The organism is Flavobacterium sp. Sr18 (assembly GCF_011064265.1).
In the GTDB taxonomy this organism is placed as follows: Bacteria; Bacteroidota; Bacteroidia; order Flavobacteriales; family Flavobacteriaceae; genus Flavobacterium; species Flavobacterium petrolei.
In genome coordinates, this window is record NZ_CP049329.1 from 2,364,104 (window position 1) to 2,380,235 (window position 16,132).

Below are 16,132 nucleotides of genomic sequence, written 5' to 3' on the forward strand. Positions count from 1 at the left end.
TATTGAACTTTAGATAACTGCTTTTTTATTGTTTGTTTTTTAGTAAGGAAGTTTGTCTGCAAACCCAACAATCTCCTCTTTGATGTTTTGCAAATAATCAATATCATCAAAACCATTAATCATATTATCTTTTTTATAACCAGATATAGCGAAAGATTCTTTTTGACCGGTAGCTTTTAGTGTAATAGTTTGTTCCGGAAGGTTGATTTCTAAATTTGTTTTTGGATCAGCTTCAATAGCCTTGAAAATAGTTTCGGCGAATTCTGGACTCACTTGAACTGGTAAAACACCAATGTTTAAGCAATTTCCTTTGAAGATATCTGCGAAAAAACTAGACACAACGGCGCGAAATCCGTAATCGTAAACCGCCCAAGCTGCGTGCTCTCTAGAAGAACCTGAGCCAAAGTTTTTCCCGCCAACTAATATTTTCCCGCTATACGTTGCGTCATTTAGTACAAAATCTGCTTTTGGAGTGCCATCTCCATTGTATCTCCAGTCACGGAAAAGATTGTCTCCAAAACCAATACGTTCAGTTGCTTTTAAGAAACGCGCAGGGATTATTTGATCGGTATCCACATTTTCTATTGGTAGTGGCACTGCACTACTGGTCAGGATATTAAATTTATCGTATGCCATTGTGATTTATGATTTATGATTAACGATTTATGATTTTTGATTTACCGTGAGGAAAATATAATCGTAAACGTTAATATTATTTTGTGTAATATAAATTGTCTGTTCTGATATGAATGTTGTTAAAGAAATCTGTGATTTGTGGACTAGCGAAATCTGAATTCAGAAATCGTTAATCTTCAATCTGAAATCTTTTAAAACAAATCTCTAGGATCTGTCAATACTCCCGTCACTGCTGCAGCAGCGGCCATAATTGGACTTGCCAATAATGTTCTTGAACCTGGACCTTGACGACCTTCGAAGTTTCTGTTGGATGTACTTACTGCATATTTTCCTGCAGGTACTTTATCGTCATTCATTGCTAAACAAGCTGAGCAACCTGGCTGGCGTAATACAAAACCAGCTTCAGTAAGAATGTCCAAAAGTCCTTCTTCTTTGATTTGTGCTTCTACAACATGAGAGCCCGGAACTAACCAAGCCGTAACATTTTCTGCTTTTTGTCGCCCTTTTACAATTTCTGTAAAAGCTCTGAAATCTTCAATTCTACCATTGGTACAACTTCCTAAGAAAACAAAATCGATTGGTTTGCCAATCATTACATCGTTTTCTTCAAAGCCCATGTAGGCCAAAGACTTTTTGTAGGTTTCCTCGCCGCCTTCCACTTGGTTGGCATTTGGAATATTTTTTGAGATACCAATTCCCATTCCAGGATTTGTACCATAAGTAATCATTGGTTCGATATCTGCAGCGTCAATATTTAATTCTGCATCAAAAACAGCATCAGCATCGGTTTTTAATGTTTTCCAATATTCAACTGCTTTTGTCCAAGCTTCGCCTTTTGGAGCGTATAATCTTCCTTCTAAGAAATCGAATGTTTTTTGGTCAGGTGCAATCATACCACCACGAGCTCCCATTTCAATACTCAAGTTACAAACAGTCATACGACCTTCCATCGACATATCTTCAAAAACGTTTCCAGCATATTCTGCAAAATATCCGGTACCTCCAGAAGTTGTTAATTGAGAAATAATATAAAGTGCAACGTCTTTTGGACCAACACCTTTGCTCAATTTACCATTTACGTTGATGCGCATTTTCTTTGGTTTTGGTTGCATGATGCATTGTGTAGCCATAACCATTTCAACCTCAGAAGTTCCGATACCAAAAGCAATTGCGCCAAAAGCACCATGCGTAGAAGTGTGTGAGTCTCCACAAACAATAGTGGCACCGGGTAAAGTGATTCCGTTTTCAGGACCTACCACGTGTACAATTCCATTTTTTTTGTGGCCTAGTCCCCAGTGCGAAATGCCATATTCTGCTGCGTTGTCTTCCAATGCTTTTAGTTGATTGGCAGATAATGCATCTTCAACTGGCAAGTGTTGGTTTATGGTAGGTGTATTATGATCCGCAGTAGCAAAAGTGCGTTCTGGGTATAAAACCGAAATTCCTCGTTCTTTTAAACCTAAAAAAGCTACAGGACTAGTAACTTCATGGATGAAATGACGGTCAATAAAAAACACGTCCGGTCCATCTTCTATCTTACGCACCACGTGCGAATCCCATACTTTGTCAAATAATGTAGTACTCATTTTGATATATTTTAATGTATTTTTTTATAGCCAAGTTGACTAAGATGATAACTATGAAAGCAAAACTAAAAAAACAATCAAGTCTTTACTTATCAATATTTCATTATATACGATACCCAAAATCTCATCCGGATATTTCTTAACTGAATTTTGTCTTTTAGACTTCTTTTTTAGTAGTGTAGTTTTTTATTTAGATAAAATGTATTGTCAGTTTTTTTAATTTTTTGATATTTATCGAATAGTTAGTATTCGTGTCTTAAAAGCAGTTATGATTGTGAATATTTAATTAAATGGGATTTTAAATTGATTTTTTTTTAATTTTAAATTCGCTATTTGACTTTTGTTGAAGCTATTTTTAAACCTGATTTTATTAGTAAGTTGACTTTTTTTTAATCGTATTGCGGTATTTTTATTTGATGAAATACTACGACATCCAAAAATCAATATGTGGTCTTTTTATCTTTATAACAAAGTACGATTAAGATGATTTGTTCAAAATGATTGTTGTTTTAGTAGGAGAATAGTCCTCAAAAATAAATTTGTTTTTTGTTGTTTATTTGCTTCAATTCTATTCTAAAAAAACTAAATTTGAAATTCATTTTTTGCGATTTTTTAAAATCACAAACACTTCAACTCCAGATATGTACTTAATATTCGATACCGAAACTACAGGATTACCAAAGCGTTGGGGCGCTCCCATTTCAGATACGGATAATTGGCCGCGTTGTATTCAAATTGCTTGGCAGTTGCACGATGATATGGGAAAACTCATCGAGCATCAAGATTATTTGGTCAAGCCCGAAGGTTTTAATATTCCGTATGACGCGGAACGAATTCACGGTATTTCTACGGAACTAGCGGAAGCTGATGGAATCTCTCTGGCGGAAGTTTTGGAAAAATTCAATATTGCATTAGGCAAAGCCAAATTTATTGTGGGTCAGAATTTAGGTTTTGACATCAATATTATGGGTTGTGAGTTTTATAGAATGGGAGTGGAAAGCCAAATGAGTTCCATGCCCATTCTCGACACTTGTACCGAAGTAACCGCTTCTTTATTAAAATTGCCGGGTGGTCGAGGAGGAAAATTCAAGTTGCCTACGTTAACGGAATTGCACTCGTATCTTTTTAATAAACCTTTCGGCGAAGCCCACAACGCTACTGCCGATGTGGAGGCAACTACGCGTTGTTTCCTAGAGTTAATTCGTCGGGATATTTTCACAAAAGAAGAACTCGATGTTCCAGCCAGTTATTTCCAAGACTTTCAAAGTAAGAATCCAAGTGAGATTAAACTCATTGGTTTAAAACATATAAATCTTAAGGAAGCATCTGATAAAATTCGGCAGCAGTTTGGTGAAAAACAAGCACCGGCCGTTTCCAGAGCAGAACTTTCGGAGAATAAAAAGGTACTTATTGATGCGCCTTTCGTGCATTTGCACAATCACACGCAGTTTTCCGTGTTGCAATCTACAATTAGTATTGCGGCATTGGTAAAAGCCGCAGCTCAGCAAAAAATGCCTGCAGTTGCCATGACGGATCATGCGAATTTGATGGGAGCTTTTCATTTCGTGCGCGATATTTTATACCATAATAAGGCAGCTGAAGCCAAAAACAAAGTAGCTATAGAAAATGGCGAGGAACCTACCGAAGTTCCGATGAAACCAATTGTGGGTTGTGAATTTTTTGTGTGTGAAGACCATAAAAACAAGTCGGTTAAGGATAATGGATACCAGATAGTACTTTTGGCGAAGACCAAAAAAGGCTATCATAATTTGGCTAAAATGTCTTCCATCGCGTATACGGAAGGGTTTTATTATGTGCCAAGAATCGACCGAAAAGTCATTCAGGAATTCAAAGAAGATATTATTGTTTTGTCTGGAAATCTTTATGGTGAAATCCCAAATAAGATTTTAAACATTGGTGAAAACCAAGCCGAAGAAGCCTTGCTTTGGTGGAAAAACGAATTCAAACAAGATTTTTACATTGAGGTGATGCGTCACAATCAGGAAGATGAAAATCGGGTAAATGCGTCTTTAATTTCATTGGCAACAAAGCATGATGTCAAAATTATTGCGACAAACAATACCTTTTATATAGACAAAGAAAATTCGAATGCACACGATATTTTGTTGTGTGTGCGAGACGGTGAAAAACAAACTACGCCTATTGGTCGTGGTCGTGGCTATCGTTACGGATTGCCTAATCAGGAATACTATTTCAAGTCGGGAGACGAAATGAAACAGCTTTTCGCCAATTTGCCGGAAGCCATTTCGAATATCTCGGAGATTGTGGATAAGATTGAAATTTTTGATTTGGCACGGGAAGTTTTGCTTCCAAAATTTGAAATCCCGGTTGAATTCAATAATCCCGAAGATGCAGTTGATGGCGGAGTACGAGGTGAAAATGCGTATTTAAGGCATTTAACTTTTGAAGGAGCAAGAAGACGCTATCCCGTAATTACTGAAGAAATTCAGGAACGATTGGATTTTGAATTGTTAACGATTTCCAATTCCGGTTATCCGGGTTATTTCCTGATTGTACAGGATTTAATTGCTGAGGCGAGAAGTATGGGCGTTTCTGTAGGGCCTGGAAGGGGGTCTGCGGCAGGATCCGTGGTGGCATATTGTTTGAAGATTACCAATATTGACCCGTTGATGTACAACCTGCTTTTTGAGCGTTTCCTGAATCCGGATCGTGTGTCACTACCCGATATTGATATCGATTTTGATGATGAAGGCCGAAGCAGTGTAATGGATTATGTAATCCGAAAATACGGTTCAAAACAAGTGGCGCAAATTATAACGTATGGTAAAATGGCCACGAAATCGGCGATTCGTGATACTGCTCGTGTGTTAGATTTACCTTTATTCGAAGCTGATAAAATTGCGAAATTGATTCCGGGAATGATGCCTTCCAAATGGAATTTGGCTCGTTTTTTAAATGAAAAAGAAGATATCATTAAAAAGGCGGTTCGTCCAGAAGAATACGATAAAATAAAAGAATTAATAGGTCTTGCTAATGAAGATGATTTAGGAGGAGAAACCATTCAGCAAGCCAAAGTTTTAGAAGGAAATCTTAGAAATACAGGGATTCACGCTTGTGGAGTAATTATTACGCCAAGCGATATTACTGATTTTGTTCCTGTGGCTACCGCCAAAGATTCGGATTTGTATGTGACTCAGTTTGATAACTCGGTTGTGGAAAGTGCTGGATTGCTGAAGATGGACTTCTTGGGTTTGAAAACCCTGACTCTGATAAAAGACACCGTTAAATTAGTAAAATACAGAACCGGAATTGATCTTGATCCAGACACGTTTCCGATTGATGATTTGAAGACGTACGAACTTTTTCAACGGGGAGAAACAGTAGGGATTTTTCAGTATGAGAGTCCTGGAATGCAGAAATACATGAAGGAATTGAAGCCAACAGTATTTCCCGATTTGATTGCGATGAATGCGTTGTATCGTCCTGGTCCAATTGCCTATATTCCGAGTTTCGTTAAGCGAAAAAACGGTGAAGAGGAAATTATTTATGACTTGGATGCCTGCGAAGAATTACTGAAAGATACTTACGGAATTACGGTTTATCAAGAACAAGTAATGCTTTTGTCTCAAAAACTGGCAGATTTCTCTAAAGGTGATGCCGACGTTTTGCGTAAAGCGATGGGAAAAAAGCAAAAAGACGTTTTGGATAAAATGAAACCTAAATTTATCAGTCAGGCTGCCGCCAAAGGCCATGCCGAAGATAAACTGGAGAAAATTTGGAAAGATTGGGAAGCTTTTGCGGAATATGCGTTTAATAAATCACACTCTACTTGTTATGCATGGATTGCATACCAAACAGCATTTTTAAAAGCCAATTATCCAGCCGAATATATGGCTGCGGTTCTTTCGAATAATATGAGTGATATTAAGCAGGTTTCGTTCTTTATGGAAGAGTGTAAACGCATGGGATTACAGGTTTTAGGACCTGATGTAAATGAGTCGTTTTACAAATTTACCGTAAATGACGACTATGCCGTGCGTTTTGGAATGGGAGCCGTAAAAGGTGTGGGGTCTGGAGCTGTTGCAACAATTGTAGAGAATAGGAAAGACGGAAGATACAAGTCGATTTTTGATTTGACCAAGCGTATTGATTTGCGTGCCGCAAATAAAAAAGCATTAGAGAATCTGGTTTTGGCCGGAGGATTCGATTCGTTTTTAGGGACAACGAGAGCGCAGTATTTCCACGATGATGGTGATGGAATTACTTTTTATGAAAAAGCGATTCGGTATGGTGCAAAATTTCAGGAAAATGAGAATTCATCGCAAGTGAGTTTGTTTGGTGACAGCAGTGATGTTCAAATCGCAGAACCTATCGTGCCTCCTTGCGAGGATTGGAGCACGATGGAAAAATTAGCTAAAGAGAAGGAAGTCGTAGGGATTTATATTTCGGGACATCCTTTAGACGATTACAAATTTGAAATGAAATATTTTTGTAATGCCAAACTGGAAGCGTTGAAAAACATGGAATTGCATGTGAGTAAAAACCTTGCGTTTGGAGGAATAATCAATAACGTGCAGCATCGTGTGGCCAAAAATGGGAAGGGTTGGGGCATGTTTACATTAGAAGGATATGATGAAAGTTATGAGTTCCGAATTTTTGGGGAAGAGTATTTAAAGTTTCGTCATTTCTTTATTCAGAATAATTTCACTTTCATGAAAGTACTGGTAAAAGAGGGTTGGACGGACCGAGATACTGGTAAAAAAGGGGAGCCTAGACTACAATTTGTTGAGGTCAAACAATTGCAAGATGTATTAGAAACTTTCGCTAGAAAATTAATTGTGCTGCTAAATATTAAGGATTTAGAAACAGAATTTATCCATAAATTGAGTCACCTTTTTCAAGAAAACAAAGGCGATAACACTGTTTCTTTTGAGGTTATGGAATTGGAAAAAACAAAACGTCTCGTTGCTGTTGCTCCAGTTGAATTAGAAAATGAAGAAGTTGCTTTTGTTGATGAAAATGATAATTCTGAAATGGAAACTCTCGAAATTCCAGACACTAATGCTGTTGCAAAAGTGGAAGAGGTAGAAGAAGTTAAGGTGGTTACAAAACTAACTATGCCGAGCAGAAAATTGAAAATCAAAATTTCGAATGAATTGCTGGTAGAACTTGAGAAAATGCAAATTAACTTCAAGTTGAATTAAGGGTTTACGGATTGTAAATGATAATGGAGTAATCATAATTTTTTAACTTTTGATGGATTCATGCTGGTGTGAAATTGAATTGTATTCTTTATTCCTATTTTAAAATTCCCTAATCAACTGATTATTATGCATTAATCATTTTTAACATATAATTGGTGGTGTTTGTTATTAAATTTTCAGTGTAAATGGTTTATTTTCGCATAAATGATAATAAACGAAATTATGAAAAAGCAGTTATTTTTATTAGGATTTGCAATTTGCTCTATGACAATGGTAGGGCAAACAGAGAAAAAAGAAAGTTGGTATTTTAAATTGGGAGGATCTTATTTTATCCAAACGGCTGCCACTGAGTTTCCTACTGTAGGTGGGAATGCGGCACTAGATAAAGTGTATGTAGGCGGAAAATTAGTTTCTGAAGAAAGTGTTACAGGTTCATTTGGTGAAGGTTTTAGAACTGGAGCAACTGTTGGCTATAGATTTAATACGCGTTTGGGTGTTGAGATGGGGATAAATTATTATTCTAGTAACGATAAAACAATGGCTCAAACAACTACAGATGCAATTTTTATGTCGGGTGGTCGCCCTATTTATAATTTTAAATCAGTGGGACAAATCACTGCTTTTGATTTAGCACCTGCTTTAGTTTTATTTTTAGGAGAACAAAATGGTTTTGAACCCTACACAAAAGTTGGAGTTCTTGTGCCAGTTCATGGGGATTTAGAAATTACTACAGATGCAATTGCGCCAACTGGTGTGGCTAGTCCAGCTACCGTGGCTGTTCATAGTGTGGATAAAGTGAAGCCAAATCCTACCGTAGGTTTTATGGCTGCATTAGGAACTTCTTATAAATTAGGAAAACATATTTCTGCATTTGCAGAAGTGGAGTATCGTAATTTTACTGTTCATGGTAAATCGAAAGAAACTACTGAATTTACTATGAATGGTCAAAATGCTTTGGCAGGTAGAAGTCAGGCTCAAATTAATACGAATTATGTTGATCGTTTGGACGTGAATTCAAATAATGCTGCAACTAATCCAAACGGATTGGATTCTAGTAAAGCAATGGATGAATTAAGTTCATATGTTGGAATCAGTGGTCTTGGTTTGACTTTAGGATTGAAATATAGCTTGTAATATCGCTTTTTTATAAATGAAGGGATGCTTGAGAAAGCATCCCTTTTTTTGTTTAAAAAAACAGGTTTTGGGAACACGGGTTTTAGCCCTCGTGGTCGAATTGCTAACGCAATTACCTTTTTAGGCTTTTTTAAGCTGGAAAAGATACAGTGTACAGCAGGAAATAGCTTCTGAAAAGAAAAGGTGAAATTTACAGCGAACAAGAATAGGAATTGATAATGGATTAATAGTCAAAACTAATTTGGGAATAGTGTTTGATTTGTTTTTAATTTCTAAATTTGTAATCTAGTTTGAACTATGAAATATTCAAACGATAAACTTTAAATAAAATATTATGGCATTAGCAATAACAGATGCTACTTTTGAAGAAGTAGTTTTGAAATCAGACAAACCTGTAATGGTGGATTTTTGGGCAGCATGGTGTGGACCTTGTAGAATGGTAGGTCCAATCATTGATGAATTGAGCAACGAATACGAAGGTAAAGTTGTTGTAGGTAAAGTTGATGTTGATGCAAATCAAGAATTTGCTGCAAAATACGGTGTTAGAAATATCCCAACAGTATTGGTTTTTCATAATGGTGAAGTAGTAGGAAAACAAGTAGGAGTTGCTCCGAAACAAACTTACGCTGATAGTTTAGACGCTTTGTTGTAATCGGTAGATTATGATTTATATAGAATCTGTAAGGATTCAGAGAAAAGGTTTGACGAAAGTCAGGCCTTTTTTTTGTTTTAGCTGAATTGATTTCAGCTTCTTAATTAAGTTTTGCTTCGGGAATCTTTTAATTTTTAAATCGTTCAATCTTTTAATATATTTGGTAGATGAAGATTGAATCACAAATAGAGAAAATTTCTAGTTTTCAGCACCTAGAACTGCTGGCTAATCAAGTTGTGGAAGGTTTTATTTCTGGAATGCATAAAAGTCCGTTTCATGGCTTTTCAGCTGAATTTGCTGAGCATAAAGTGTATAATGTTGGTGAAAGCACCAAGCACATTGATTGGAAGCTTTTTGCTAAAACGGATCGCCTGTTTACTAAACGTTTTGAGGAGGAAACGAATTTGCGGTGTCATATTATTATTGATAATTCATCATCGATGCATTATCCAAAACTAAAAGAGAATCAGACCTTTTTTGAGAATAAGATTGGGTTTTCAGTATTGGCTTCGGCAGTTTTAATGAATCTGTTGAAGAAACAACGCGATGCTGTGGGTCTAAGTGTGTTTTCGGATAGATACGAGTCCTATGCGCCTGAAAAAGGTAGTGATCGCCATCACCGAATGATTTTGAATACACTCGAAGGCTTGTTTGTGAAACCTCCTGTTGAAAAAAAGACAGACACAGTTACATTTTTGCATCAAATAGCGGAGAAAATCCATCGTCGTTCGATGATCATCTTATTTACGGATATGTTTCAGTCCGGTCCAGAATCATCCGGAGAAGAAGCACTCTTTAATGCGCTGCAACATTTGAAACACAACAAGCATAAAGTTGTCCTGTTTCACGTTGTTGATAAGAAAACAGAGTTAAATTTTGACTTTGATAATGCTCCAAGGAAGTTTATTGATTTGGAAACGGGAGAAGAAGTGGCTGTTTTTGCAGATAATGTGAAGGAAGAATATGAAAAAGAGATGGAAAGTTACTTCAAGAAGTTAGCTTTAACCTGTGCTCAAAATAGAATTAAGTACATTCCGGTGAGTGTGGATGAAAGTTTTGAAAAAATATTAATGACATACTTAGTTGAAAAACAAAACTTTGGATAATAAGGCGAAAATTTATCAATTATTTTTTCAAAAAACGCTTGCGTAAACGGAAATCTATTGTATCTTTGCCACCGCAATAACGCAGAGGTTTGGTAGTTCAGTTGGTTAGAATACATGCCTGTCACGCATGGGGTCGCGGGTTCGAGTCCCGTCCAGACCGCAATATTGGGGAAAGCCTTTCGTAACAGAAAGGCTTTTTTGCCCCATAAGGTTTTTAACGTTAGTTGTGTTGTTTGCTACGAATTTGTAACTCGTAGCGGGTTTAGTAGTTAGACCAATGAAAAGCTTTCCACTTTTGTGGATAGCTTTTTTGATTTAAAAAGAAAGAAGGTTTGGTAGTTCAGTTGGTTAGAATACATGTCTGTCATCTCGTTTTTTGGGACGAGACGGGTTCAATTACAGAACTGGGTTAAAGAATTAGAATGTTATAGATTAAAATACTGGTTTGGTAGTTCAGTTGGTTAGAATACATGCCTGTCACGCATGGGGTCGCGGGTTCGAGTCCCGTCCAGACCGCCAGTAATAAAAAAGCTTTTCTTAATAGAAAAGCTTTTTTTGTTTTTGTTAAGTTCAAATAGTAATCGATATGTATTTTGTTCATAACATAAAAAATCATCAAGGATTATTTTACAAAGGATTTACTCAAAATCTTGAGAAGCGTATTTTTGAGCACAATAATGATTTAAGCCGATATACGTCTGAAAAAAGTCCATGGATTTTGGTTTATTTCAAAGAATTTGAAACTAAAACAGAAGCATTGAAAGAAGAATTACGATTAAAAAAACTTAATGTTGCTTCGATAGAAAGATTAGTAAGTAATTTTCAAATTGAATAGCACAAATGCCCTATCTCGTCTTTAGGTACGAGACTGTTTCGAGTCCTCTCGTTCCAAAAACGAGACCAGTAAAAAAAAGCTTTTCTGTTAAGAAAAGCTTTTTTTGTTTTAGTATGTTTATAAATTAAAATAACTCGGATTTATGTTGCCAAACAATCCATATAAACAATCCCAAATACATAACGCAAATCACAAACTTCATGAAACTTGAAGCCAGAAACCCCACAAAGGAACCTGCAGCCGCTTTCAAAGCCCGATTATGGTCTTTAAAATCATAAATAAGTTCTCCTATCAACGCACCAACAAACGGCCCTATGAGGAAGCCAAATGGTATTGGAGCAAGAATCCCGACAACTAAGCCGATGTTTGTTCCCCAAATCCCGTACGAGCTACCGCCAAATCTCTTGGTTCCCTTGGCTGGAATCACGTAATCTAAAACGGAAATAACAATTGTAATCAACAAAGCAATTCCTAAAATCCAATAATTTGCCGGAACAGCATTTGTTAAATAAAGTAATGCTAATCCAACCCAACTCACACTTGGACCTGGTAAAACCGGTAAAAAACTGCCAAGTAAGCCAGTAATGATGCATGCGAAACCAAGAATTAAAAGTAAGATATCCATAAATTTATTTTTAGTAATTTTGAAAACACAAAAGCAACATGTATTTATAAAATGAACAGAATTAAATTAATACAATTATTTTCAGCAACGCTCATCTTTACGCTTTCTTTTTGGTCTGTAAATGCGCAAGAGAAAACGGTAAGTGGTAATGATATGCTTTTGAAAGAGACCATCTATAAAGAAAACAGAGTAAAAGTATTGAATTTTTCTTTGAAAGAGTTTGATGCGCTTTTTTTTGAGTTTTTTGAAAAAAAATCGAATCCAAATATTGTACTTACAAAAGAGGAATTTTATACATACACAATTCAAATTGCTGTTTTCTCAGATCGATTGGCAGCTTTGTATCCGGATCAAAAAGAAATTGCTGCTGAAAGTAAAAAGAAATGGTTTGCTGAAAACTACAAAGATTATTTAGTTTTGAAAGCATCTCAAAAAAAATAATTGTATTTTTATAAATTATTAGACCAATTCAAAAACAGAACCTTGAAGCAGTATTACCTCTTTTTAATATTTATATTTTTTAATTCCTGTCAATACTTTGACAAGCAAATTCCTTCGGAAAAGGAATTATTGCAAAAGGAACTGAAATCCATCAACTGGAAAGAAGTCGATGAATACCCATCGGTAGTAGATTGTGAAAAGATTGATAATAAAGCCCAACGTCAACAGTGTTTTTTCGAAGTTTTAACGCAGCTGATTCAAGAGAAATTGAGTGTTGATACACTTTCGGTTCTCTATCCTGAACTGGATACGATCGAAGTTAAGGTGACTGTCTTCCCTAATGCAACGATGCGATTTGAGCCTCAATTTTCTAAGGATTCAGTTGCCTACGACAAAATCAAAATTGACAGTATTCTGAAAGCTCGTCTGGTTGATTTTCCAAAAATTAATCCAGCTATTAAGCGCGGTATTCCAGTAAAAACACAATTTATTATTCCGGTAATTCTAAAAGTAGAGTAAGTAATGCCATTTACATTTTCACATCCAGCCATACTTTTGCCATTTTTAAAAAATAAAAAATTGTCAGCTACGGCTTTGATAGTTGGCTCCATGTCTCCTGATTTTGAATATTTTTTCCGAATGAAAATGCAAAGCGAAATTAGTCATACGCTTTTAGGGATATTTCTAATTGATTTGCCTTTAGGTTTTATAGTAATGTTTGCTTTTCACGAAATTATAAAACGTCCTCTCATCGAAAATTTGCCTGCTTTTCTTCAAAATAGGTTACAGGAATTAAAAGAATTTAATTGGGTAGTTTATTTTAAAAGTGCTGTTTTTATAGTTTTGATTTCCTTTTTTTTAGGAGCTGTTTCGCATATAGTATGGGATTCAATGACGCATTGGGATGGTTATATAGTGCAACGATTTTCTTTTTTTAATCTAGAATTATTTTCAATTCCGTTTTATAAAATTGCACAGCATGCAAGTTCGATTATTGGCTTGGGGTGGATTTTATTTTATATTTATAAGCTACCAGAAAAAAATGAAAACAGCAAAATAGTTGATTTCAATTATTGGTCTTTTTCTATTGTTTTTACAGCAGTTTTTATTGCTGTTAGATTTTATTTTGGAATACAGTTGAATCAAATAGGTAATGCTATAGTGAGTATTATTTCTCCAACAATACTGGCAATTACTTTGACAGGATTGATTTTTAGAAATAAAAAAACTATTTAGTAAATTTTCTACCTTTCCATTCGTATTTCCCAAACAGCGAATACAAAGCTACAATTGTGCTAAAAAAAGGATACAAGAAACAACTCAAAAGCAAATATCGCATTTTGCTTTTGGACAAAAAATGATTGGTTTTATAAATCAAAATGGTATCAACTGTGAACTTGAAAGTACATACTAAAAAGACATTTTGAAAAGTAGTTAAGCCTAAGAACCAAGAACCAAGAATTAAGAGCCAACTCAGATTCCCAGCAAAAACTAACAATCCCAATCCTTTTCCGAAACTACTTTGATACGAACTCGTTTTTGAGGCCCAGCGAGCGCGTTGGTAAAATAATGATCTCCAATCGTTCATTGGTTTGGTGATGATAATATTATTCTCAGATTTTAGATAATGCACTTTTTCGGCCGATTTTGAAATCGCTTTTTGCAACAAGAATACATCATCGCCACTGGCAATTCCATCATTTCCTTCGAAACCATTCAGCTCCTGGAAAAAGGATTTGGTATATGCAAAGTTAGCACCATTGCACATAAATCCTTTGTGAATACCAAAACTCCCAATGGTTGCGCCTTGTAAACTCGCCAAATCCAATTGCTGAAAATGATGCAAAAATGAATTACCGCAATCATACGTTACCGCGCCAGCAATCATCGCAACATCATGAAGCTGAATGTAATTGTCTAAGGTCAATAACCAGTTTGTATTGACTACACAATCGGCATCGGTGGTAATAATCCAATCCGAGGTTACAATTTGCATCGCAGTTACTATTGCATTTTTTTTGGGTGAATTGGAAACCCGAATGTTATTTATGACTGAAACTTTAAACTTTAAATTTGGAATTTTAAATGATTCCTCAGATTCATCGTCGACCAAAATCACTTCAAATAATTCCATCGGATAATTCAACTTTGATAAACTTGCTAGTAAAATAGGCAGATTTTCGGATTCATTCCGGAAAGGAACAATAATGGAGAATTTTGTTTTTGGCGTTAAGCCGGTATATTCAATTGTATTCACTTTGGTAAAACCATAAATCAGTACAATTATCGCCAAACAATACGTGAAGATTATGATGTATAAAACAATGGTAATCATCATCTTTTATTGCTTTTTGTCTCCTTCTACTTTGGAGAGAATTTTAAAATTTAATACATAATAAGTGCCAATTATCACCGGTAAAACCACATTCAAAAACCACATTAAAGTTGAGATGAAAATTACAATCCATTCGTTTACGCCTAAAATCCCAAAGAAATAAACGGCGACACTTCCTTTTACGGCAAAGTCCAAAAACTGAAAAGTAGGCAAGGAGGAAGCTAAAAAATAAACAGATGAAATGGTCGCAATCAATGTTAAGTAAGGCAAATCAACATCAAATGCCAGAAACAAAAAGTAGTATTGGTGCGAGAAAACCAGATAGCGGCAAATGCCCAAAAAGATATTTTTTTGATGAATCGATTTTGGGATTTCATTAATCTTATGAATCAGTTTTTCGATAGAATAGCCTTTGATAGTAATTTTTTTGATTGAAAATAAAACAATAAAAAGTAGTAGGAGCATTCCAAAAAGCAGCATTACCGTTTTTGTGGTAATCACATTGTACTGCGCATTAAAATACAACAACCCGAAAATTCCAAAAATAACGGTCAATATCATTTGGATTCCGTTGCAAATCAGGTTTAGAAAAATGACTTTTTTAGTGTGTGATTTGTCAAAAAACAATGCTTTTCCGGCATATTCTCCAACTCCATTCGGCGTAAAAATTCCCGCGGTTAATGCGCCAAGAACTTGTTTGGTTGCTTCTCCCAAAGATATTTTATGGATAAATTTTACTAAGTTTTGCCATTTCAAGATTTCAAAAAACCGATTCAGAACGCTCAATAACAAAATAAAGGCGATTCCGCCAATGGATTGATTTTTTTGGAATAAAACAATGAATTTTTGCCAATCCAGTTTGTCGTTATTGGCCAATTGATTGTAAATAAAATAAAACGCACCGCCCACAATCAAAAGTTTGATTAGAAGTACGAGGAATTGCTTAGTTTTGTGTGGAATTGTAATCATTACTGCAAAATAACAAATTAAAATTGGCAAACGAACGCATCATATTAGGAATTGACCCGGGAACGACAATTATGGGTTTTGGATTGATAAAAATTGTCAATAAAAAAATGGAGTTTTTGCAATTGAATGAACTGCAATTGTCCAAATACGACAATCATTATCAAAAGCTGAAAATCATTTTCGAACGTACGATTGAGTTAATCGATACACACAATCCAGATGAAATCGCAATCGAAGCGCCTTTCTTTGGTAAAAACGTACAATCGATGCTAAAGTTGGGACGTGCGCAAGGCGTTGCCATGGCGGCGGGACTTTCGAGAGATATTCCCATCACGGAATACGAACCAAAAAAAATAAAAATGGCAATTACCGGAAACGGAAACGCCACCAAGGAGCAAGTTGCCAAAATGCTACAGCAGCTTTTAGGATTGAAAGAATTACCTAAAAATCTGGATTCAACTGATGGATTAGCAGCCGCGGTTTGTCATTTTTTCAATTCTGGAAAAGTGGTTGGCGCTAAAAGTTATACCGGTTGGGATGCTTTTGTAAAACAAAATGAAGAAAGAATAAAAAAGTAATCAGTATCCAGTTTGCAGAACTGAACACTAAAAAGCTTAATACTAAATT

General features: G+C 35.6%; 14 protein-coding genes and 2 tRNA genes. 11 read left to right on the top strand and 5 right to left on the bottom strand.

The annotated features are described in order from the left end of the window. Positions 1 to 39: 39 nt before the first annotated feature. Positions 40 to 636 carry a 3-isopropylmalate dehydratase small subunit gene (gene leuD, locus G7A72_RS10435; protein ID WP_165152418.1) on the bottom strand — a complete coding sequence of 199 codons (597 nt, stop codon included), beginning with the start codon at positions 634 to 636 and terminating at the stop codon, positions 40 to 42. A 191-nt stretch (positions 637 to 827) separates the two neighbouring features. Then, complete coding sequence (leuC, locus tag G7A72_RS10440; RefSeq protein ID WP_165152419.1) at positions 828 to 2,222, bottom strand: 3-isopropylmalate dehydratase large subunit; 1,395 nt, start codon at positions 2,220 to 2,222, stop codon at positions 828 to 830. A gap of 641 nt (positions 2,223 to 2,863) precedes the next feature. Between leuC and dnaE the strand changes: the two genes are divergently transcribed. From dnaE to G7A72_RS10475, 7 genes are all read left to right on the top strand, one after another. Next, a complete protein-coding gene (gene dnaE / locus G7A72_RS10445; protein ID WP_165152420.1) occupies positions 2,864 to 7,408 on the top strand; it encodes a DNA polymerase III subunit alpha in 4,545 nt (1,514 codons plus the stop codon). Positions 7,409 to 7,630: 222 nt separating this feature from the next. Beyond that, positions 7,631 to 8,542, top strand: coding sequence for an outer membrane beta-barrel protein (locus tag G7A72_RS10450; protein ID WP_165152421.1), 912 nt, complete (start codon positions 7,631 to 7,633; stop codon positions 8,540 to 8,542). 334 nt (positions 8,543 to 8,876) lie between these two features. Next, on the top strand, positions 8,877 to 9,194 hold the full coding sequence (gene trxA, locus G7A72_RS10455) for a thioredoxin (RefSeq protein WP_024980008.1): 318 nt from the start codon (positions 8,877 to 8,879) through the stop codon (positions 9,192 to 9,194). 167 nt (positions 9,195 to 9,361) lie between these two features. Next, the gene (locus G7A72_RS10460; protein ID WP_165152422.1) at positions 9,362 to 10,300 is read left to right on the top strand and encodes a DUF58 domain-containing protein; all 939 of its coding nucleotides are present in this window, start codon (positions 9,362 to 9,364) and stop codon (positions 10,298 to 10,300) included. Positions 10,301 to 10,386: 86 nt separating this feature from the next. Then, positions 10,387 to 10,460 (top strand) — tRNA-Asp (locus G7A72_RS10465). Between the two features lie 282 nt (positions 10,461 to 10,742). Beyond that, positions 10,743 to 10,819 (top strand) — tRNA-Asp (locus tag G7A72_RS10470). Positions 10,820 to 10,886: 67 nt separating this feature from the next. Continuing rightward, positions 10,887 to 11,135, top strand: a complete 249-nt coding sequence (locus tag G7A72_RS10475) for a GIY-YIG nuclease family protein (protein ID WP_165152423.1) — start codon at positions 10,887 to 10,889, stop codon at positions 11,133 to 11,135. Between the two features lie 124 nt (positions 11,136 to 11,259). Here G7A72_RS10475 and G7A72_RS10480 read toward each other — a convergent pair whose 3' ends face one another. Then, complete coding sequence (locus G7A72_RS10480; RefSeq protein ID WP_165152424.1) at positions 11,260 to 11,760, bottom strand: DUF456 domain-containing protein; 501 nt, start codon at positions 11,758 to 11,760, stop codon at positions 11,260 to 11,262. 51 nt (positions 11,761 to 11,811) lie between these two features. Here G7A72_RS10480 and G7A72_RS10485 point away from each other — a divergent pair, with 51 nt between their 5' ends. Genes G7A72_RS10485 through G7A72_RS10495 form a run of 3 tightly spaced genes read left to right on the top strand, consistent with a single transcriptional unit; the run spans position 11,812 to position 13,437 of the window. After that, positions 11,812 to 12,201, top strand: coding sequence for a hypothetical protein (locus G7A72_RS10485; RefSeq protein ID WP_165152425.1), 390 nt, complete (start codon positions 11,812 to 11,814; stop codon positions 12,199 to 12,201). A 42-nt stretch (positions 12,202 to 12,243) separates the two neighbouring features. Further along, positions 12,244 to 12,720, top strand: coding sequence for a hypothetical protein (locus G7A72_RS10490; protein WP_165153737.1), 477 nt, complete (start codon positions 12,244 to 12,246; stop codon positions 12,718 to 12,720). 3 nt (positions 12,721 to 12,723) lie between these two features. Beyond that, positions 12,724 to 13,437, top strand: a complete 714-nt coding sequence (locus G7A72_RS10495; protein WP_165152426.1) for a DUF4184 family protein — start codon at positions 12,724 to 12,726, stop codon at positions 13,435 to 13,437. Here the strand turns inward: G7A72_RS10495 and G7A72_RS10500 are convergent. After that, positions 13,430 to 14,539: a glycosyltransferase gene (locus G7A72_RS10500; RefSeq protein ID WP_371807546.1), complete on the bottom strand. Its 1,110-nt coding sequence runs from the start codon at positions 14,537 to 14,539 to the stop codon at positions 13,430 to 13,432. The two genes, G7A72_RS10495 and G7A72_RS10500, sit on opposite strands and share 8 nt — an antisense overlap. 3 nt (positions 14,540 to 14,542) lie before the next feature. Then, positions 14,543 to 15,505, bottom strand: a complete 963-nt coding sequence (locus G7A72_RS10505) for a lysylphosphatidylglycerol synthase domain-containing protein (RefSeq protein WP_165152427.1) — start codon at positions 15,503 to 15,505, stop codon at positions 14,543 to 14,545. Positions 15,506 to 15,528: 23 nt separating this feature from the next. On the opposite strand from G7A72_RS10505, the gene ruvC reads away from it, so the two are divergent. Further along, positions 15,529 to 16,083, top strand: a complete 555-nt coding sequence (gene ruvC, locus G7A72_RS10510) for a crossover junction endodeoxyribonuclease RuvC (protein WP_165152428.1) — start codon at positions 15,529 to 15,531, stop codon at positions 16,081 to 16,083. Positions 16,084 to 16,132 lie beyond the last annotated feature (49 nt).